Below are 17,867 nucleotides of genomic sequence, written 5' to 3'. Positions count from 1 at the left end.
ATCCGGCGCCCTATGCTTCGAAGATCTCATCGACCCGCTATCGTTTCAGGTGGATTATCCGAGTTTTACGCTGATGCACGCTACCTTGCATACCCTCGTTTTTTCCAAACTCATCCGGTTTGCGTGTAAGGAAACGCAATGGATCTAGCCTGACCGAATCGAACCGGAAAAACGACTTGGGTCCCGAGAGACACTCAGGCCCGAAGCGGACCTCATTGGGTCGACCACAACACGGCCCGACCCGCAGGAGCCTTGTCGGCGAGCGCTTCCACCAGATAATCGACAAACGATGCGATACGCGAGGAAAGCGCGGTATTCCGGTAGTAAACGGCATGAATCGGCTGCCGCACATCCTGGGTATGTTGCGAGAGGATCTGAACAAGACGCCCGGATTCGCGGTCTCCTGCGGTCATGAAATCCGACAGGCAGACGATGCCGGCCCCGTCGAGCGCGAGCTGTCTGAGCGTCTCACCGCTCGACGTCCATACCGCGGGCGCGATCCGGTACGGCTCGCCGTCCGCGCCGAGAATCGGCCACACGTTCAGCGATTCGGGTTGATTGAAACCCAGCAGCGCATGCTTGCCAAGCGCCTCGACCGTATCCGGCAGCCCGTGTCTGTCAAGGTAGTCGGGACTGGCGAGGATGCGCACCCGGCTGTGGCCGACCAGCCGGCTGTGCAGCGTCGAATCCTTCAGGCGACCGATCCGGATCGCGACGTCGGTGCGCCGCTCGAGCAGATCGATGATGCCCTCGTTGCTGTTCAACTCCAGCTCCACCTGCGCAAACCGTTCGCGATAGCCGCGCACCAGCGGTACGATCACATGCAGCATGAACGGTGTCGCGGCGTCGATCCGCAGACGGCCAGCCGGCATCTCGCGCCGCGCGAGCATCTGCTCCTCCGCGCTTTCGACCGAGTCGATGATCGCCCGCGCATTCTGCAGGAACGCCCGGCCCTCCTCGGTCAGCTCAAGACGGCGCGTGGTCCGGCGCAGCAGCGTCGTCTTCAGCTTCTCCTCAAGCCGGGCGAGCGAGCGGCTTGTCGCCGATACGGTCAGACCGAGCTGCGGCGCCGCCGCGGTGATCGAGCCGGTGTCCACCACCGAGGTAAAAGCCTGAAGTTCATCGAGCGTGACTTTCATTATTGAATTGAAATCAAAATAATTTCGTTTATAAGCCAGTTTTTACGCAAAAGTAAAGCGGGCACACTGCGTCCATCGCTATCGAAGCCATGGATACCATCATGCCACTCGCCCTGCTCGCGCTGACAATCAGCGCTTTCGCCATCGGCACCACCGAATTCGTGATAGTCGGATTGATTCCGACGATCGCGGCCGATCTCACGGTAAGCCTGCCTTCCGCCGGCCTGCTCGTCAGCCTTTACGCACTCGGAGTGGCGATCGGCGCTCCGCTCCTCACCGCCCTGACCGGCCACGTGCCGCGCAAACGCTTGCTTGTCGCACTGATGGCGCTGTTCACGATCGGCAACCTCATCGCCTGGCGTTCGCCCGGTTACGAGTCGCTGATCGTTGCACGTATTCTCACCGGCCTCGCGCATGGCGTGTTCTTTTCAATCGGCTCGGTCATCGCGACGACACTGGTGCCGAAAGACAAGGCGGCGAGCGCAATCGCGACCATGTTCAGCGGGATGACCGTCGCATTCGTCGCCGGAATTCCGCTCGGCACTTTCATCGGCCAGCACTATGGCTGGCGCGCCACGTTTCTGATCGTCGCGCTGTTCGGCCTCGCCGCCTTCATCGGCACGGCCGGATTCATGCCGCGCCATCTGCCCCAGGGCGAGCCGGCACGGCTGATCCGACAGGTTCGCGTGCTCACTCAACCGCGCCTGCTGCTCGTATACACCATAACCGCGGTCGGCTATGGCGGCTCGCTGATCGCCTTTACCTACCTCGCGCCGCTGCTCGAACAAGTCGCCGGCTTCACCCCATCTCAAGTCAGCCTGGTGCTGGCCGCTTACGGGGTATCGGTCGCATTCGGCAACGTGTGGGGCGGCAGGCTCGCGGATCGCGCCGGACCGGTCAAGGCGCTCAAGCGGATCTTCCTGCTGCTCGCCCTCGTGCTGCTCGCGCTGACGTTCACCATCCACGTCGCCTGGCTCGCCGTGCTGACACTGTTCGCCTGGGGCGCGGTCGCGTTCGGCAACGTGCCGGGCCTGCAGGTTTACGTCGTCAGACAGGCTCGGCATTTCTCGCCAGAGGCGGTGGATGTCGCATCGGGCTTCAATATCGCCGCTTTCAATCTCGGCGTCGCGGGGGGGTCGTCACTGGGAGGCGCGATCGTCGCGCACATCGGCCTTGACCACACGCCGTGGATCGCCGCGATCGTGACACTCGGCGCCTTCGCGTTGACCGCGCTAAGCGGATCGCTTGACCAGCGTGACGGTCTGCCCGAAGGCACCGCCGACTCTGTCGCTCCCTCGCGCGCTGAAGGCGCGTCTTCTTAACCGGGAAACCGCCAGCGGGGGCACACCGGCCCGCTGGTGGCGGCTCCCCCAACCGATATTTGATTTCAACGCAACGATAATTCGCGTCTACCGCAGTTTTTCGCATCGATAGGGATTGGCACAATACCGCTATCGCTATCACGACTCATCCACCACGGAGAAAACCACATGACTCTTATCCCTGCTTTCGGCCTGGGCACCTTCCGCCTGCAAGACCAGGTGGTCATCGACTCGGTCCGCACCGGCCTCGAACTCGGCTACCGCGCCATCGACACGGCCCAGATCTACGGCAATGAAGCGGAAGTGGGCGAAGCGATCGCATCGTCCGGCGTGCGCCGCGAAGATCTGTTCCTCACCACGAAAATCTGGGTCGACAACTACGCCCGGGACAAGCTCGTGTCCAGCCTGAAGGAAAGCCTCGCCAAACTGCGCACCGACTATGTCGACCTGACCCTGATTCATTGGCCGGCACCCGGCAACGGCGTGTCCGTCGACGCCTTCATGGCCGCGCTCGCCGATGCGAAGTCGCAGGGGCTGACACGCCAGATCGGCATCTCGAACTTCAATATCGAACTGACGAAACAGGCGATCGCCGCGGTCGGCAAGGACGCGATCGCGACGAATCAGATTGAGCTCAGTCCCTATCTGCAGAATCGCAAACTCGTTGAATTCCTGCAGAACGAAGGCATTCACGTCACGTCGTACATGACTCTTGCGTACGGCAAAGTACTCGGCGATCCGACGATCGGCGCGATCGCACAACGGCACCAGGCCACCCCGGCCCAAGTCGCGCTCGCATGGGCCTTGCAGCTTGGCTACTCGGTGATTCCATCCTCCACCAAACGCGAGAACCTTGCCAGTAACCTGCTCGCGCAGACCCTGCGCCTGAGCGACGAGGACATGGCACTGATCGCCGCGCTCGAGCGTAATGGCCGTGAAGTTGACCCAGCCGGCCTTGCGCCTCAATGGGACTGAGCCAACCGGTATTTTCTTCGACCCGTCCGCGGCCCGCTGGCCGTGGACCCAAACAGGATCTCCTCATGACTCGGCATCCCCTGTTTCAACCGCTGCGGCTTGGCTCTCTGACACTGCCGAACCGCATCGTCATGCCTCCCATGACACGCTCGCGGGCCAGCCAGCCCGGCGACGAAGCCAACGAACTGATGGCGGCGTATTACGCCCAACGCGCAAGCGCCGGCCTCATCGTCAGTGAAGGCACCTACATCGCGCCACTGGGCAAGGGCTATGCCTGGACTCCCGGCATTCATACTCCCGGTCAAGTCGCCGGGTGGCGCAAAGTCACCGAAGCCGTGCATGCCGCCGGAGGCCGCATCTTCGCGCAACTCTGGCACGTCGGCCGGTTAAGCCACGTCAGTCTCCTAGGAGGCCGCCAGCCGGTATCGTCATCGCCAATCCAGGCGGCCGGAGTGAACGTGTTCATCGCCGCGGAGGACGGCGGCACGCCAGGTTTTGTTCAGGCCTCCGCGCCGCGCGCGCTGACCGTCGCCGAGATCGGGGAAATCGTGGAACAGTACCGCGTCGCCGCCCGCAACGCGATGGCCGCGGGCTTCGACGGCGTCGAACTGCACGGAGCGAACGGCTACCTTGTGAACCAGTTTATCGATTCGAACGCCAACACCCGCACGGACGACTACGGTGGTTCGCTGGAGAACCGCCTGCGCTTCCTCGACGAAGTCACCCGGGCGCTGATCGGCGGCACCGGCGACGCCTCTCGCGTCGGTGTCCGTCTTGCGCCGCTGACCACACTGAACGGCTGTATAGACGATCATCCGCAGACAACGTATCTCGCTGCGGCCAAGCAGCTGGGCAGCCTCGGCATCGGCTACATTCACATCGCGGAAGCGGACTGGGAAGATGCGCCGGTCATGCCTTTGGAATTCAAATGGAAGCTGCGCGAGACCTTCCCCGGCATGCTGATCTATGCGGGCAGGTACACCTCGGAACGGGCTCGCGAAGCGATCGCCGCGGGCTGGGCCGACCTGATCGCCTTCGGCCGTCCGTTCATCGCCAATCCCGATCTCCCCGAGCGCCTGCGCACCGATGCTCCGCTGGCCCCGCATGATCGCGACACGCTGTTCGGTGGCGGCGCACGCGGACTGACCGATTACCCCGCGTTGGCCGATTCGGAGGCCTGAACGACGCACAGCCGGCCAGCTTCGCCGCGGGCCATGCCCGCCGCCATCCGGAACATGGCCCAGACGGCGGAGAGCTTGCACCGGTACTTCTTCAACTCTCGCGAATCGCATTCGGTTCAGAAGCGGACTCGGCTCAGAAACCCGGGCGTCCGCTTTGTTTCGCCGTAAGAATGAGGGGGCAAAGAAGGCCGCGGCAAGGCCGGCAAGGGACAGGTCATGAAAGTGGTTGCCAGCGCCATCACCACCATCATGGCGAAGAGGGTCGGAGCAATAATACCCATGCCATAATATGTTATATTCAACGCCACCAATTCCATCAGGCCACGGGTATTCATCAAGGCGCCCAAAGCCCGGGATTCATGCCTGCTGACACCGGCCCAACGGGCGGAAATGGCAACGCCAAGGACGTTGCCCGTTGTCGCAACCAGAACGGTGCCACCGCATACATGCCAGCCTTGCCAACGGCCAAGCAGTCCGCTTTCAGCCCAGATACCGGCGTAGGCGAAAAAGATCGGCTACAAGACAACCGAGGTCAGCGCCTCGCTCTTGGCGCTCAAACCTGGTCCTAAGTTCGTTGGGCATGATGGCACAGGCCAAGAATGCACCAATAAAGCGCATGAATACCGATGATTTCGGCTACCAGGGCCGAGCCGAATCCGACACATAAGATGAAAGCCAGTTGCGATTGCCGACAAACTAAGGGTTGGCGCGAGCCGCGACCGGATGGATCGAGTGAAAAGCGACAAGACAACACAAGTCACCGGAAACGTCGCCCGGAGCGGGAAGCAAAGATATTCCTTGCCTCCCGCCCGGTTTACCACTCGCAGGGAAGCCGATGAACGACGTTGCTTTCCGCCTCAGAGTTCGTGGCCATAGACAATGAAGCCCTTATTTTCAGCGAGCTTGTCATAGAGCATTCTAGCCACCGCATTCGACGCCTGAGTCTGCCAGTAGGTTCGGCTGCAACCGGCATCGCCTGCCGCGACATAGACGGCCTCGATGAGCTTGCGTCCGACTCCCTTGCCGCGAAGGGATTCCAGCGTATAAAGGTCTTGGAGATAACAGACATCGCCAAGACGGGTTGTACTTCGGTGGAAGAGGTAATGAACGATACCGACAACACGACCCTGCGATTCGGCCACCAATGCGTTAACAGGCTCCGCGTCGGAAAAAAAACACGCCCAGGTATTGGCGGTAATCGCTTCATCCAAAGCGGAATCGCCCTGCCGCCCATAGAAGGCATTGTAGGCATCCCACAATGGACGCCATTCCGCGTAGTCCTCCTCCGCCACGGGTCTTACAACAACTTGATCAGTCATTCGCGAATCCCGGTTAAGTTCCGTTGGACACCGCCCGCCAGAGGGCGGCGGCGCTGCCTTTCACACCGATCGATGATACCAATATTTCCCGGGCAGCATTGCGCACCTCCCTCGCGCATCACGGACAAAACACCCGATACGCGCCCCTCCTCCGGCCGAGGCGAAACTCGCGCACGCAACCGACGGGAGCCCTTGCTCCACATCGATGCGGCGGTTGATCGACGATCCGATGGGGCAAGGCATCGCGGCTCGTACCGGCACTGGCAACGCCGATCCACCACGGACGGGAAGAAACGATGCACCGTCGGTAAGCGGCATCGGAGCCCTTGCCGCCCGCGCGTGCCCGCATTACGGGTTATCGCCGATGCCCATGCCGGCCATCACCCTGGCGGCGTTGACCTTGCAATCCATGTCCTGCGGGCTGGCATCGATCAGCCGGATCAGGGACTGGATGTGCGCCTTGTTTTGCGCCAGACTCGCTTCCTGCGCTTCGATTTCCGCCACCTTGCGCCTGAGCGCTGTCATCAGTTGGTCGTGCTGCCAGGGCGCGCTGCCCTCTGGCAGAATTTGCCGGATCTCGTCCAGGGTAAAACCGACCTGCTGTGCATCGCTGATGATGGACAACACCGTCACCGCCTCTGGCGGATAGTCGCGATAGCCGTTTGGCTGACGACGGCCCGCCTTCAGCAGGCCTTTCGATTCATAGAAGCGGATCGCGGATGTCGCCATCCCGCTTCGTTTCGCCAATTCGCCGATTTTCATGCTGCTCCTGACCAACACCTGACAGTAAAGATACCCGCCGGCGCAAATAGCGAACGAGCCGGCCCCCATCCTGCTTCCCGATATTGTCCGAACGGGAGCCGCCGGATGTCTTCGGATGATAGAGCATTTCGTCACCGCCCATGGCGTCTTGCCCGGAAAAGCGGCAAGACACGCGGTCAATTCGCCGGATCCGTTCTTTTCGCACAGCGAGGGTGCTGCGGCTCGCTTCAGAGCTTGACCTTGAAGTCGGCTTTAATCTTATCGTGCCGTCATCGCTACCCGAGGAGAGCATGATGACCCCCTTCGTTTCCCTGACCCTGCCCAATGGTTCGGTACTGCCGAACCGTCTCGCCAAGGCCGCCATGGAGGAAAACATGGCCGACAAGGACCACGCCCCATCGGATGAACTGATCCGTCTGTACCGTGTGTGGGCGGAAGGCGGAGCGGGTCTGATGATCACCGGCAATGTCATGGTGGACCGCCGCGCCATGACAGGACCGGGCGGCGTGGTGCTCGAGTCGGCGCAATTCGGCGACCGTTTTGAGAAATGGGCATCCACCGCCCGTTCGCAAGGCGCGCAGGTCTGGATGCAGATCAACCACCCTGGACGCCAGATGCCGGCATCATTGGGTCAGGCGACCATCGCGCCGTCGGCGGTGGCCATGTCGCTGGGCAATTTTTCCAGGCAATTCGCCGTTCCGCGCGCGATGACGGAAAGCGATATCGCTGAGGTGCTGGCGCGCTTTGTCAGAACGGCGCAACTGGCCGAGCAATTCGGCTTCAACGGTGTCCAGATCCATGCCGCGCACGGCTACCTGATCAGCCAGTTCCTGTCTCCCCTCACAAACCGGCGCACGGACCGCTGGGGCGGCAGTCTCGAGAACCGGGCCCGTCTGCTCCTGGACATTGTCCGGGATATCCGCCGGACCGTGGGAACCGGATTCGCCGTTTCGGTAAAACTCAACTCGGCCGATTTCCAGCGGGGCGGCTTCAGCACGGAGGACGCCGGTCGGGTGGTCGCCATGCTGAACGAGCTTGGCGTAGACCTGATCGAACTGTCCGGAGGCAGCTACGAAGCTCCGGCCATGCACGGTCAGGCACGGGATGGCCGCACACTGGCCCGCGAAGCGTATTTTCTGGAGTTCGCGAAAGACATCGCCGCCATCGCCCGCATGCCCGTCATGGTCACGGGCGGTATTCGCCGCTATCCAGTGGCGGAGCAGGTTCTGGACAGCGGGATTGATCTCGTCGGCATGGCCACCGCGCTGGCCATCGACCCTGGCCTGCCGGAGAAATGGCGCGGGAACATATCGGCCTCCCCCCGGCTGCGCGCCATTTTATGGAAAAACAAAGTACTGGCCTCAATCGGCTATATGGCCATGGTGAAGTATCAGTTGCGCCACCTCAGCCGCGGCCGCCCTTCCCGGCCGAATGTGCTGCCGGCCGTGGCGCTGGCGCAGCAGCAATGGGACACCGCCGTCAGGGGCTGCCGGTATCGGCGCTGGATAAGGACAGCAGGCCAGGAATGACTGAAGGAGCCACCGCCGGCCGCGTCCAAAACGTCTGTGCGGCGTTCCTGTCATGCCCCCTTCACCGTGCTTGCGACAGGGCTGTTCATGAGGTCGGCGGCCGTTTGCCAGCCGTCAATCTGGCCGGATTGCTGGTATTTGGATGGTTGCCCTCCCAACACCAACAACTATGATAAAAACTTAAAACCGTAGCGAGTACCTGACACAAGGAACACAGGATGACTTCGGTCGGCAAAGGGCAACATGCTGAACTTCCGGTTGACGCGCCTGCCTGTGGAGCATGCCGGAACGGCCGTCCGCTTGACTTCGCATTCAGTTACGCGTTCCAGCCGATCATCGACACCGGCGCACGGAAAGTCTTTGCCCACGAGGCATTGATCCGGGGAGCGCACGGAGAAGGAGCCGGGCAGATACTGAACAAGGTGACGCCCGACAACCGGTATCAGTTCGATCAGGCATGCCGGGTAAAAGCGATCGAAATGGCCGCCAGGCTGGGCATTGCCGGCAAGGTTTCCATCAACTTCCTGCCCAATGCCATCTACCGACCCGATATATGCATCATGACGACGCTGCAGGCCGCGAGGCAGCATGGTTTCCCCGTCGACAGAATCATCTTCGAGGCGGTGGAAGGTGAGCGGATTGACGACGGCAAATGGCTCGCCACGGTGTTTCGCGAATACCGGCGCATTGGCTTCATGACGGCTATCGATGACTTCGGCGCCGGCTATGCTGGGCTGAACTTGCTGGCGGATTTCCAGCCCGACATCGTCAAACTGGACATGGGACTGATACGCGACATCCACACACGAACAACCAGCCAGGCGATCGTGCGGAGTGTCGTCGGCCTGTGCGGAGAACTGGGCATCCTGCTTGTCGCCGAGGGTGTCGAAAGCCTCGGTGAATACCATTGCCTGCGCGACCTGGGCATCGAGTTGATCCAGGGTTATCTGTTATGCAAACCTTTATTCGAAGACAGTATCAATAATGCCGAAACCATTGTTCCGTGTTGATCCCGGCGACGATGCGCGCCGGTTGCCTCGCAACCAGCCGGACGTCAGGACGCAAGCGGCAAAAGGGGCAAATATTCATCAAGCACGACCCACCCGGGAATCCTTCACCATCGTTGCGCAAAGACACACGAGATTCGACCCGGCCAGCATGGGAGATGACTCGCCCGGCCCCCGGAAAGTCCTCAACCACCAGGCATCACAGATAGCGCTCGAATCGGCTGACCAGCGACTCCAGATCATGTGATGTGGTATGCAGTTGATTGACCAGCCGGTTGATTTCGCCCAGGCTGACGGTATTTTGTTCCGTGAAGCCGGTCAGCGCCTCCATGTTCTGCGCGACTTCCGTCGAAGAGGAGGACTGCTGTCTTAGCATGCTGTCGACCGAATTCGAGGCCTGGGAAACCTCATGGCTCGCGGTTCTGATCAAAGCCAGACTTTCGCTGACGGTATGCACCGACCCTTCGATGAATTGCACCTCGCGGATCGCGCCGTCCATGCTGGCCGATACCCGGCCAATCTGTTCCTTGAGCACCGACACCGAACCTTCGATCTCCCCCGTATTGCGCGTGGTGCGCTCCGCCAGCTTGCGCACCTCGTCGGCCACGACCGCGAATCCCCGCCCCTGCTCTCCCGCCCTGGCGGCCTCGATCGCGGCATTGAGCGCCAGAAGATTGGTCTGATCGGCAATGTCCCGGATCACCGAGGTGATGGAAACAATATCGACAAAACACTTGCTCAACAGATCGATGGAAACCTTTGTTTCCTCGAACTCCTTGACCGCTTTTTTTGTGGCATCGACCGTTCTGGTGATATCCCGCTCCCCCTGCTCGGCCAGTCGCGCGGCTCTCAAGGCATGATCGGCCCCGGAATGCGTGCTGTTGGACACTTCGTTGACCGAAACGGACAACTCCTCCAGCGCGGCGGCCACTCTGGCCCCGCTGTCCAGCGCCTGTTCTTCCCTGTGCTGCAAGGCCTCGGCCTGCTCGTGCACGCAAGCCGCCGCGCCTTCCACTGTCGACGCGCCGGCCACCACATCGGAAAACAAAGCGCGCATATTGATCCGCATCGCTTCAAGCGATGCCTGCAGCGCCTGCAATTCCCGGCGGCCGCTCGGAGTGAATGGTTCGCTGAAGTTCGCTTCGGCCAGTTTTTCGAGGCCCAGCCGAGTGACCTGCAGCGGTTTGACGATGCTCCGGTGCAGCAGCACCGCGCAAACACAGAGCCAGGCAAGCACACCGATATTGAGGCTCTCGTGGACCCCGTTGGCATCGGGAACAACGAACTGGGCAGCCAGCGCCAGCAAAGGCGGAACAAGGCCGATGGCGAGCAGCCGAACCAGAGACGGGGCATTCGGTTTTCGGGTTTTCGGGAAAACCGCCGTTTTATTGCGGACCGCGGCATAAAGCTTTTCAGCGGCGGCCTTGTCCTCAGGGGAAGGCGCATTCCGGACAGACATGTATCCGACAATGCGTCCATTTTCCTTCAAGGGTGTGACATACGCTTCGACCCAGTAAAAATCCCCCTGTTTGCTGCGGTTCTTGACCAGTCCCCGCCACGGGCGCCCGGCGCGGATTGTTTGCCACAAATCGTCAAATGCCTCGCAGGGCATATCTGGATGACGCACGATATTGTGAGACTGCCCGATCAGCTCTTGTTCGGTAAATCCGCTGATCTCGACAAAAGCCCGATTGACATAGGTAATCTGCCCTTTCAGATCCGTTTTCGTGACAATCGGTCGCTTGGGCTTAAGAAAAAGTTCGCGATCTGTGACAGGCTGATTATTGCGCATGTTATCTCCCGGACATCGTGCGCCGCCGAAGGTGGGTACTGGCGGGACCCGCAGGGTTTTCCCGCGATAATTCCCTACTCTATTCGTTGTTATAGACAGATGCCCACGGTATACAACCGGATCACGCACAAAACCGCGAAGACATTACACTTTTCTTTACAACCGTTTGACGCCGCGCAACCTCCTTGTCGCCCGAATCCGGTCGCGCAGTCGGGCCGGCGGGACAGATCCCTATCACGCCCGGCGATAGTCGGCCGGTCAGCGGGCCATTCCCGAAACGAGGAATGGTTTCGAAGCGTCAAACGCTGTCAATCCATACCAAACTCATTTATGATGACAAAATCATAAAATCAGGAGCAATCGCATGACCCCGCAACAGCTCGTTGGTCTTGGTGTACGGTTGTTCGCTATTTGGCTGGCCCTCATCTCCTTCCAAAGTCTTGGCATCATCACTCTGCTTGGTAAACAACTGACGGCACCGGCCGACCTTCGGTTTCTCGGTTTGGGCGCCATGCTGCTCGTGCTGGTGCCCGCGATTCTCCTCTGGATGTTTCCGATGGCGGTGGCGCACAAACTCGTTCCCCGGACCCACGACAGCAACATGCTGCGCATTCCGGCCAGAGAACTCACCGCGGCGTCGATTGCCATACTGGGACTATGGGCGGTGATTCACACCCTGCCCGCGCTTTTGGCCGCCATCAGCATGTACGCCATAGACGGTTTCAGGTTCATGACGTATTACGCCAACCCGGATCAGAGCATGCCGCTGATCACGACCGCGTGCCAATGTGTGGTCGGCCTCATCCTGGTCGCCGCTCCCTGGCCGCTGACAAACCGGATTTTTCCGGAGGGAGACCACCACCCGGATCCCGAGCACCAGGATCATCAGCGTTAGCGGGACTCGCCCGAACGGTCGGCACGCCTTCCGGTCGGGCAGGTCAAGGCCCCCTTGCTCCCGGGAGCGCCACGCGGCCAGAAGCGGCTTAACTGGACGCCGAGCGGTATCCACGCAACGCCCGGCTCCACGCCAGACGCGCCGCGGCGAAAAACAGCGCGGCCACCGCCAGGGAAGCGGCGGCCAGCGGCAGACTGAGCATGCCAAGCAGCGCCATGACCGGGTAACTGGTCATCACACCCAGAGGGATCACCACACTGAACACCAGCCGCCAGACCGGGTCGAACGCCTGGATCGGCCAGCGCGCGAAATCCAGAAACGATGACAGCACATTGGTCAGATTCTGGATGCGCACCAGCACGAACGACGCGGCGACCGCCAGCACGAAAAGCGCATAGGCGGCGGCCACCCCGGCCACGGACAACACCGCGGCCAGTAGCACATCGACGGCTGACGGCGCGACATCCAGGCGGGACAGCGCATAGCCGGCCAGGCCAAGACCGAAGAGAAAATCGATGATTTTCCAGGGTTTGAGTTCGGCCAGCGAACACAGGAACAGCGAGTCGACCGGTTTTATCAGCGTGTAATCGAACTGTCCGGTGCGTATGCCGGCAACCGATGCGGCGAGGCCCGGCGCCACCACCCCCTCCACCAGCGCCCGCACCATCATGTACCAGCCCATCAGCACCAGCATGTGATTCACCGACCACCCCGCCACCGAGCTGCGCTCGGAAAACAGGACCAGCAAGGGGAGCAGTTGCAACGCGGCCATGGCCAGCGACAAGGATCCCTCGATCAGGAAATCCCAGCGGTATTGCATCGACCGCTTCAAGCCGAGCATCAACGCCATGCGAACAACAGACAGGTAGTGGGTCATCATCCAAACGCCGAGTAACGGCGGACACCTCGCCGCCAGACCAGAAGCGCGGCGGCAAACAGCACCGCCACCAGAAGGGCTTGCCAGGCCATCAGACCGATGGCCTCATCGAGCGACACCTTGCCGGTGAACAGCTCCACGGGCAAGGCGATGACAAAACGGAACGGCAGCAGATCGGCCATGTCCTTTGCCCGGTCCGGCAAAAACGCCAGCGGAAACATATAGCCGGACAGCACCGCGCTGGCCGTCGCATAGAGCTTGTGAACCACCAGCGAGCGTTCGATCCAGAAGCCCAGACTGCCGATCAGCAGGTGAATCGCCTGATTGATCAGCAAACCGCCCAGCAGGGCCGGCGGCAACAGCGCGAACCGCAGCCACTCCCGCGGCGGCCCGTCACCGCCCATTCCCAGCGCCAGAAAAAAGACCGGCAACGCGACCAGCAGCCCCAAGCCGAGTTCGGCGAAGGTGATGGTCATATAATTGACGAAAGGATGGACAGGGCGCATCAGCCAGAACGACAGCTCGCCGGTGCGGATGTCTTCATTGACCTCCCAGACGCTGTTGCAATTGGTCAGCAAGGTACAGACCAGCACCGCCAGATAGTAAACATTGAAGTCCTCCGGGGTATACCCGTGAAACGCGCCATCCTGCGCGACGGAGCGCCAGAACACCAGCATCACCAAAGGCATCGTCAGCGTGACCAGCCACAGGAGAAACTCCGCGCGGTAGGCCAGCGTTTCGAGCAAGCGGATCCTCACCAGCGCCGCGATCACGTCGTCGCCTCCTCATCCTGACGCACCGCCGGCGCGGGCGTCCTGCCGAACATCTGGCGCAACAGCTCTTCCAAGGGCGGATCCTCGATGGTCAGATCCAGCGCCAGTCGCTGATCGAGCAGCAGACGCACCACCTCCGGCACCTGATCGCGCGGCACGATCAGCTTGGTGCGCTCTTCATCCCCCTGCATCAGCGTTCCGAAACGGGAGAGTTCCGTCTGCCGGGCTTTCTCGTTCAGGGAAAACGTCAGAATCTGCTCGGGCCGTTGGTGCGCCACGAAACGGCGCAGCTCGCCGTCGTAAAGAATGGAACCTTGATCCACGATAATCACGCGGGGGCAGATGACGCGCACGTCCTCCATGTAATGCGAGGTCAACAGCACCGTCGCTTCGCGCCGCCGGTTGTACTCGGCGACGAAATCGCGTAATGCCGCCTGCATCGATACGTCAAGACCGATGGTCGGCTCGTCGAGGAACAGCACGCGGGGCTGGTGGATCAGGGAGGCGGCCACCTCGCAACGCATCCGCTCCCCCAGCGACAGCTGCCTCGTGGGTTTGGTCATGATGTCGCCCAATTGCAGCAGTTCAGCCAGCTCCGCCAACGAACGCCGATACTCGGCCCGGGGCACGCGAAACAGCACCCGGATCATGTCGAAGGTGTCCACCGGGGGTAAATCCCAGATCAGTTGCCCCTTGTTGCCCATGACCAGGCCGATCCGCTTCAGGAAGGCATCCTCGCGCCGGGACGGATCATGTCCTTCCACCCGCAAGTGTCCGGCGCTCGGATGCAGTAGACCGCTGAGCAATTTCATCAGCGTCGTTTTGCCGGCGCCATTGGGCCCCAGCACGCCCACCCGTTCGCCCTCTTCGATACGGAAGCTCACCTCCCGCAAGGCGGCCACTTCCTCGTACCGCCTGCGCCACAGCGCAGCTATCGCGGAACCCAGCGCCTCGCCGCGCCGATGCACAAGATAACTTTTGCCTACACCGTCCGCCAGAATCATGATCAACAGGCTCCCGCGACATGCAGCGCCACCCGCAAGGCATTGGCCTGGATGGTCAAAGTGGGATTAAGACCGCCGGGAAACGGCATGAAGCTGCCGTCCACGACATGAACATTCTCGAGGTCATGCACGCGGCAATGCGGATCCAGCACCGAACGCGCGGGATCGGTGCCGCTGCGGCAGGTACCATGCAGATGGGTGCTGCCATGCTCCGAGCGGGCGCGCTTGGACTTCACCTCGTCCACGCCGGCCTCGCGCAGAATGCGTTCGCATCGGCCGGCCATATAGGCGAGGCGGGCAAGATCCACCGGATCGACCCGGTAGTCGATGACGATTTTGGGCATCCCCCACGCATCGCGATTGCCCGAGAGGCGTACCCGGTTATGGTACGAAGGCGTATCCGCGATGATGGTTTCCAGCTCCATCGGCAACTGCCGGACTGGCCCGGGAGGCAAGGTCAGCGAACGCGCTTCGTAAATCAGCCCGCCCATGCCGGTCGGACAGCCGGCGTCCAGATAATGGTCGAGGATGGCCAGGGTGGAGAACGGTCCGCGCAGCCCCACCGGATGGCGATCGGCATCCGGCGGAACCTCCGTCATGCCGCGCACGTACTGACTGAGCTTCATGCACAGGCCGCGGCCGACAAGATCGTGGCGGTTGCCGATGCCCTCCGGCGCGAACGGCGTCACCGACCGCAAGAGCAGCGCGGCGCTCTGGATGGCGTTGCCCGCCACGAAAAAATGACGCGCGCGCACGCGGCGGGTGACGCCGCTGGCCAGGTCCAGGCAGCGTAGCGCGGCGGCCCGGTCCGCCGTGTCCTGCTCCAGAGCGACGCCCCGGATGCCCGACAGCAGCAGGAAATCGGGATCATCGGCCAGTTTTTTGAGATAAACGCGCACAACGTCGCCCTTCGCGCCATTCGGACACTGGTAATCGATGCAGCGTTTCTCCAGATTGCACGCCCCCCCGTTGACCGCCACCGGAGTGGGAAACGGCGCGTAGCCCAAGCGTTTTGCCGCCGCCGACATGCGCTCGGCCGGCAACGTCATCGGCAAAGGACTGCCCCGCCCGCCCGCCGGTTCGTCCGGACGGCCGCCGCTGACCCCGATGCGCCGCTCGATCAGTTCGTAATAGGGGGCCAGATCGGCGGGGCCGATGGGCCAGGCCACCTCCAGGCCATGCCCGGGAAGCCAGGAAGACGCGTCGAAATCGCAGTCGGGGAAGCGGAACGACGCTCCGCCGTAAAACAGGGTGCCGCCGCCCACATTGCGCGTGCTCCATGGCCATCCCTTGTCTTCCCAGCCTTGCTCGCCGCGAACCTCGGCGGCCGGCGAGGCATCGTCCACTTCCTCCTGGGAGACATCGCGGCGCAGCAGGCTCCCTTCTTCGACCATGATGACGGACCAGCCGCAATCGCGCAGGGCATCCGCCGCCACGGCGCCGCTGGCTCCGCTGCCGATGATGCAGGCATCCGCCTCAAGTTCTCCCGGCACATCCCCGAATCCGTGAAAGTGCCTCGCTCCCAGCGGTCGTTCAGCTTGAATCGACATCCTGTGCCCTCGTTTCTCGAAATGACGTTTCGCCTCACCACGCGGGCTCGGCCTCCAGACAACCCAACAATTCGGCATAGGCGGAACCGACATCGCGCCATGACCAGCCGGAGCGCGGCAGCGGTCGCAGCGCGGCCAGGCCCCCGTCATCCAGCCAGTCGATCAGCCCGTCGCCGTCCTCCTCCAGATGAGAGGCGAAACGCCGCGTGGCGCCGGACCGGACAAACGCCACGACCGGCACGCCCAGTTGCACCGCTTCGGCCGCCAGAAAATTGAAGGTTTCATGAAAATGACTGAGCACCAGCACCGCGCAGGCACCGCCGAAGATGCGTTCGTGGTCCCGCTCGATATCGTAGATGTCGAACACCCGGTGGCCTTCCCCCAGCCCCAGGGCGGTGAAATAGGTTTTCGCTTCCAGTCCCAGCTTCGACCAGTTGTTGAATATCACGCGCAACCGCAAGCCGCGCGCCAGGCAGGCCTCGACGACAGGCCGCAGGGTGTCGAGCGGGATTTTTCCGGCCAGCAGCACCAGCGGGCCGGACGGATTGTGATAATCGCGCGCCGGAACATGATCCGCCGCCCACGGTATGTAGCGCCGGTTGGGAAAGCAATGGGTCCAGGCCTCTTCGTAAAAAAAGACATCCGCGGCGCTGGCGGACGGCGCGGCCGCTTCCGCCCGGCAAACGGCGGCCGAGCCGGGACGGTGCGCGTCGCAGCCTGTCAGCGTGGAAAACCGCGGGGAAATCGCCGACACGTCATGCCAGACACGCACGGTGCGGCGCCGAAGACCGGCCGGGGCGGCCTGGGGCGTGCGAAACAGCTCGTGGTCGACCAGCGGCATCACCGCCGCCGCCCGGACCTCCTGCGCGCGCCGCGCAAGACTGGCCAGCGTCGGGCACTCCCGGGCGGTATACCAGACCGCCTCGACACCGCAGGATGGCAGCACACGGGCGAGGTTCCAGTAGGCGGTCTCGATGCCGCCCCACTGCCTCCTGTCGAAACTGTCCGGGTAGCGCTCGATCAGAACGGTACGGTTACAGGACATAATCGAACGCCTCGCTTGTCTGGTGGGCCCGGTTATTGCAGCGCCGGCAGATTTCCGACACGGTGCGGTCGCCGTCCGTCAGCGCTTCGCGGGCGGCCCGGAACGCGGGAGACATCCAGATGTCCATGATCGGTGTATCGAAGACATTGCCCATCACGACCTCTTCCCGGCTGTCTTCGTAACAGAGCACCACGTTGCCGGTAATCGTGATGATCAGCATGTCCGAAGGCGCGAAGCATGACACGCCGGGGGCCACCGGAGGGCCGGCTTCCACCGTGCCGGCCCGGCTGGTCAGTTTGAGCAACTGAGGCGTCAGCCAGACCAGATTGGGCTTGGGCTCGCCGGGGTTGCCGTCGTGCTGGGTGATGATGAAACGCTCGATGCCGCGCTCGTGGAGCAAATGGTATTTCTCGTCGGTGAGAAAATCGCCGTTGCTGTAGAGAATTTGCCGCACCCGCGGCAGACGCTCGCGCACGCGCCCGACGAAGTCCGGCAACTTCGGATGCAGTAGCGGCTCATTGTAAAAGTGGTAAGACAGCCGCCCGGAGAAATCCGCCTCCACCAGCCGATCCAGGATGCGCTCGAACTGCTCCGGTTTCATCATCTTGGGCGCTTTGCGCGGCTCGATGACATTGGGGCAATAATCGCAGCGGCGGTTGCAACGCGAGTTGACTTCGATCTCTACCATGGAAAACAT

17 protein-coding genes are annotated in these 17,867 nt (G+C 62.0%); 6 read left to right on the top strand and 11 right to left on the bottom strand.

What is annotated here, in order from left to right:
* Nucleotides 1-212 precede the first annotated feature (212 nt).
* Nucleotides 213-1,139 carry a LysR family transcriptional regulator gene (locus tag JNO50_RS07865; RefSeq protein WP_189535824.1) on the bottom strand — a complete coding sequence of 309 codons (927 nt, stop codon included), beginning with the start codon at nucleotides 1,137-1,139 and terminating at the stop codon, nucleotides 213-215.
* A 101-nt stretch (nucleotides 1,140-1,240) separates the two neighbouring features.
* On the opposite strand from JNO50_RS07865, the gene JNO50_RS07860 reads away from it, so the two are divergent.
* From JNO50_RS07860 to JNO50_RS07850, 3 genes are all read left to right on the top strand, one after another.
* The gene (locus JNO50_RS07860) at nucleotides 1,241-2,461 is read left to right on the top strand and encodes an MFS transporter (protein ID WP_189535826.1); all 1,221 of its coding nucleotides are present in this window, start codon (nucleotides 1,241-1,243) and stop codon (nucleotides 2,459-2,461) included.
* A gap of 168 nt (nucleotides 2,462-2,629) precedes the next feature.
* A complete protein-coding gene (dkgB, locus tag JNO50_RS07855; protein WP_189535828.1) occupies nucleotides 2,630-3,436 on the top strand; it encodes a 2,5-didehydrogluconate reductase DkgB in 807 nt (268 codons plus the stop codon).
* Nucleotides 3,437-3,501: 65 nt separating this feature from the next.
* A complete protein-coding gene (locus tag JNO50_RS07850) occupies nucleotides 3,502-4,617 on the top strand; it encodes an alkene reductase (protein ID WP_189535830.1) in 1,116 nt (371 codons plus the stop codon).
* Nucleotides 4,618-4,733: 116 nt separating this feature from the next.
* On the opposite strand, the gene JNO50_RS19240 is transcribed toward JNO50_RS07850, so the two are convergent.
* The 3 genes from JNO50_RS19240 to JNO50_RS07835 form a co-directional block, all read right to left on the bottom strand.
* Nucleotides 4,734-5,090 carry a cation:proton antiporter gene (locus JNO50_RS19240; RefSeq protein ID WP_425325367.1) on the bottom strand — a complete coding sequence of 119 codons (357 nt, stop codon included), beginning with the start codon at nucleotides 5,088-5,090 and terminating at the stop codon, nucleotides 4,734-4,736.
* A gap of 384 nt (nucleotides 5,091-5,474) precedes the next feature.
* Nucleotides 5,475-5,936: a GNAT family N-acetyltransferase gene (locus tag JNO50_RS07840; protein ID WP_189535832.1), complete on the bottom strand. Its 462-nt coding sequence runs from the start codon at nucleotides 5,934-5,936 to the stop codon at nucleotides 5,475-5,477.
* A gap of 348 nt (nucleotides 5,937-6,284) precedes the next feature.
* Nucleotides 6,285-6,698: a MerR family transcriptional regulator gene (locus JNO50_RS07835; protein WP_189535834.1), complete on the bottom strand. Its 414-nt coding sequence runs from the start codon at nucleotides 6,696-6,698 to the stop codon at nucleotides 6,285-6,287.
* Nucleotides 6,699-6,988: 290 nt separating this feature from the next.
* Between JNO50_RS07835 and JNO50_RS07830 the strand changes: the two genes are divergently transcribed.
* Nucleotides 6,989-8,227 carry an NADH:flavin oxidoreductase/NADH oxidase family protein gene (locus JNO50_RS07830; RefSeq protein ID WP_229804840.1) on the top strand — a complete coding sequence of 413 codons (1,239 nt, stop codon included), beginning with the start codon at nucleotides 6,989-6,991 and terminating at the stop codon, nucleotides 8,225-8,227.
* Between the two features lie 218 nt (nucleotides 8,228-8,445).
* Nucleotides 8,446-9,237, top strand: a complete 792-nt coding sequence (locus tag JNO50_RS07825) for an EAL domain-containing protein (RefSeq protein WP_189535836.1) — start codon at nucleotides 8,446-8,448, stop codon at nucleotides 9,235-9,237.
* A 196-nt stretch (nucleotides 9,238-9,433) separates the two neighbouring features.
* On the opposite strand, the gene JNO50_RS07820 is transcribed toward JNO50_RS07825, so the two are convergent.
* A complete protein-coding gene (locus JNO50_RS07820) occupies nucleotides 9,434-11,026 on the bottom strand; it encodes a methyl-accepting chemotaxis protein (RefSeq protein ID WP_189535837.1) in 1,593 nt (530 codons plus the stop codon).
* 364 nt (nucleotides 11,027-11,390) lie between these two features.
* On the opposite strand from JNO50_RS07820, the gene JNO50_RS07815 reads away from it, so the two are divergent.
* Nucleotides 11,391-11,921 carry a hypothetical protein gene (locus JNO50_RS07815; protein ID WP_189535840.1) on the top strand — a complete coding sequence of 177 codons (531 nt, stop codon included), beginning with the start codon at nucleotides 11,391-11,393 and terminating at the stop codon, nucleotides 11,919-11,921.
* 88 nt (nucleotides 11,922-12,009) lie between these two features.
* Here JNO50_RS07815 and JNO50_RS07810 read toward each other — a convergent pair whose 3' ends face one another.
* Genes JNO50_RS07810 through JNO50_RS07785 form a run of 6 tightly spaced genes read right to left on the bottom strand, consistent with a single transcriptional unit; the run spans nucleotide 12,010 to nucleotide 17,867 of the window.
* The gene (locus JNO50_RS07810) at nucleotides 12,010-12,801 is read right to left on the bottom strand and encodes an ABC transporter permease (protein WP_189535843.1); all 792 of its coding nucleotides are present in this window, start codon (nucleotides 12,799-12,801) and stop codon (nucleotides 12,010-12,012) included.
* Nucleotides 12,798-13,571, bottom strand: a complete 774-nt coding sequence (locus JNO50_RS07805) for an ABC transporter permease (RefSeq protein WP_189535845.1) — start codon at nucleotides 13,569-13,571, stop codon at nucleotides 12,798-12,800. The genes JNO50_RS07810 and JNO50_RS07805 overlap by 4 nt, the downstream gene beginning before the upstream one ends.
* On the bottom strand, nucleotides 13,568-14,575 hold the full coding sequence (locus JNO50_RS07800; RefSeq protein ID WP_189535847.1) for an ABC transporter ATP-binding protein: 1,008 nt from the start codon (nucleotides 14,573-14,575) through the stop codon (nucleotides 13,568-13,570). Before JNO50_RS07800 ends, JNO50_RS07805 begins: the two co-directional genes overlap by 4 nt.
* A 2-nt stretch (nucleotides 14,576-14,577) precedes the next feature.
* Nucleotides 14,578-16,125, bottom strand: coding sequence for a GMC oxidoreductase (locus tag JNO50_RS07795; protein ID WP_189535849.1), 1,548 nt, complete (start codon nucleotides 16,123-16,125; stop codon nucleotides 14,578-14,580).
* 34 nt (nucleotides 16,126-16,159) lie between these two features.
* Complete coding sequence (locus JNO50_RS07790; protein WP_189535851.1) at nucleotides 16,160-17,170, bottom strand: glycosyltransferase family protein; 1,011 nt, start codon at nucleotides 17,168-17,170, stop codon at nucleotides 16,160-16,162.
* Nucleotides 17,160-17,867 carry a radical SAM/SPASM domain-containing protein gene (locus JNO50_RS07785; RefSeq protein ID WP_189535853.1) on the bottom strand — a complete coding sequence of 236 codons (708 nt, stop codon included), beginning with the start codon at nucleotides 17,865-17,867 and terminating at the stop codon, nucleotides 17,160-17,162. Before JNO50_RS07785 ends, JNO50_RS07790 begins: the two co-directional genes overlap by 11 nt.

The organism is Paludibacterium paludis (assembly GCF_018802605.1).
Taxonomy (GTDB): Bacteria; Pseudomonadota; Gammaproteobacteria; order Burkholderiales; family Chromobacteriaceae; genus Paludibacterium; species Paludibacterium paludis.
This window is presented reverse-complemented; position numbering and strand designations above follow the sequence as displayed.

What these genes read in the sequence shown, in the direction of transcription:
- JNO50_RS07815 (WP_189535840.1), top strand. Translation starts at nt 11,391, where the DNA reads ATGACCCCGCAACAGCTCGTTGGTCTTGGTGTACGGTTGTTCGCTATT.
- JNO50_RS07850 (WP_189535830.1), top strand. Translation starts at nt 3,502, where the DNA reads ATGACTCGGCATCCCCTGTTTCAACCGCTGCGGCTTGGCTCTCTGACA.
- JNO50_RS07840 (WP_189535832.1), bottom strand. Translation starts at nt 5,936, where the DNA reads ATGACTGATCAAGTTGTTGTAAGACCCGTGGCGGAGGAGGACTACGCG.
- JNO50_RS07865 (WP_189535824.1), bottom strand. Translation starts at nt 1,139, where the DNA reads ATGAAAGTCACGCTCGATGAACTTCAGGCTTTTACCTCGGTGGTGGAC.
- JNO50_RS07810 (WP_189535843.1), bottom strand. Translation starts at nt 12,801, where the DNA reads ATGATGACCCACTACCTGTCTGTTGTTCGCATGGCGTTGATGCTCGGC.
- JNO50_RS07790 (WP_189535851.1), bottom strand. Translation starts at nt 17,170, where the DNA reads ATGTCCTGTAACCGTACCGTTCTGATCGAGCGCTACCCGGACAGTTTC.
- JNO50_RS07835 (WP_189535834.1), bottom strand. Translation starts at nt 6,698, where the DNA reads ATGAAAATCGGCGAATTGGCGAAACGAAGCGGGATGGCGACATCCGCG.
- JNO50_RS07820 (WP_189535837.1), bottom strand. Translation starts at nt 11,026, where the DNA reads ATGCGCAATAATCAGCCTGTCACAGATCGCGAACTTTTTCTTAAGCCC.
- JNO50_RS07785 (WP_189535853.1), bottom strand. Translation starts at nt 17,867, where the DNA reads ATGTTTTCCATGGTAGAGATCGAAGTCAACTCGCGTTGCAACCGCCGC.
- JNO50_RS07800 (WP_189535847.1), bottom strand. Translation starts at nt 14,575, where the DNA reads ATGATTCTGGCGGACGGTGTAGGCAAAAGTTATCTTGTGCATCGGCGC.
- JNO50_RS07825 (WP_189535836.1), top strand. Translation starts at nt 8,446, where the DNA reads ATGACTTCGGTCGGCAAAGGGCAACATGCTGAACTTCCGGTTGACGCG.
- JNO50_RS07860 (WP_189535826.1), top strand. Translation starts at nt 1,241, where the DNA reads ATGCCACTCGCCCTGCTCGCGCTGACAATCAGCGCTTTCGCCATCGGC.
- dkgB (WP_189535828.1), top strand. Translation starts at nt 2,630, where the DNA reads ATGACTCTTATCCCTGCTTTCGGCCTGGGCACCTTCCGCCTGCAAGAC.
- JNO50_RS07830 (WP_229804840.1), top strand. Translation starts at nt 6,989, where the DNA reads ATGATGACCCCCTTCGTTTCCCTGACCCTGCCCAATGGTTCGGTACTG.
- JNO50_RS07795 (WP_189535849.1), bottom strand. Translation starts at nt 16,125, where the DNA reads ATGTCGATTCAAGCTGAACGACCGCTGGGAGCGAGGCACTTTCACGGA.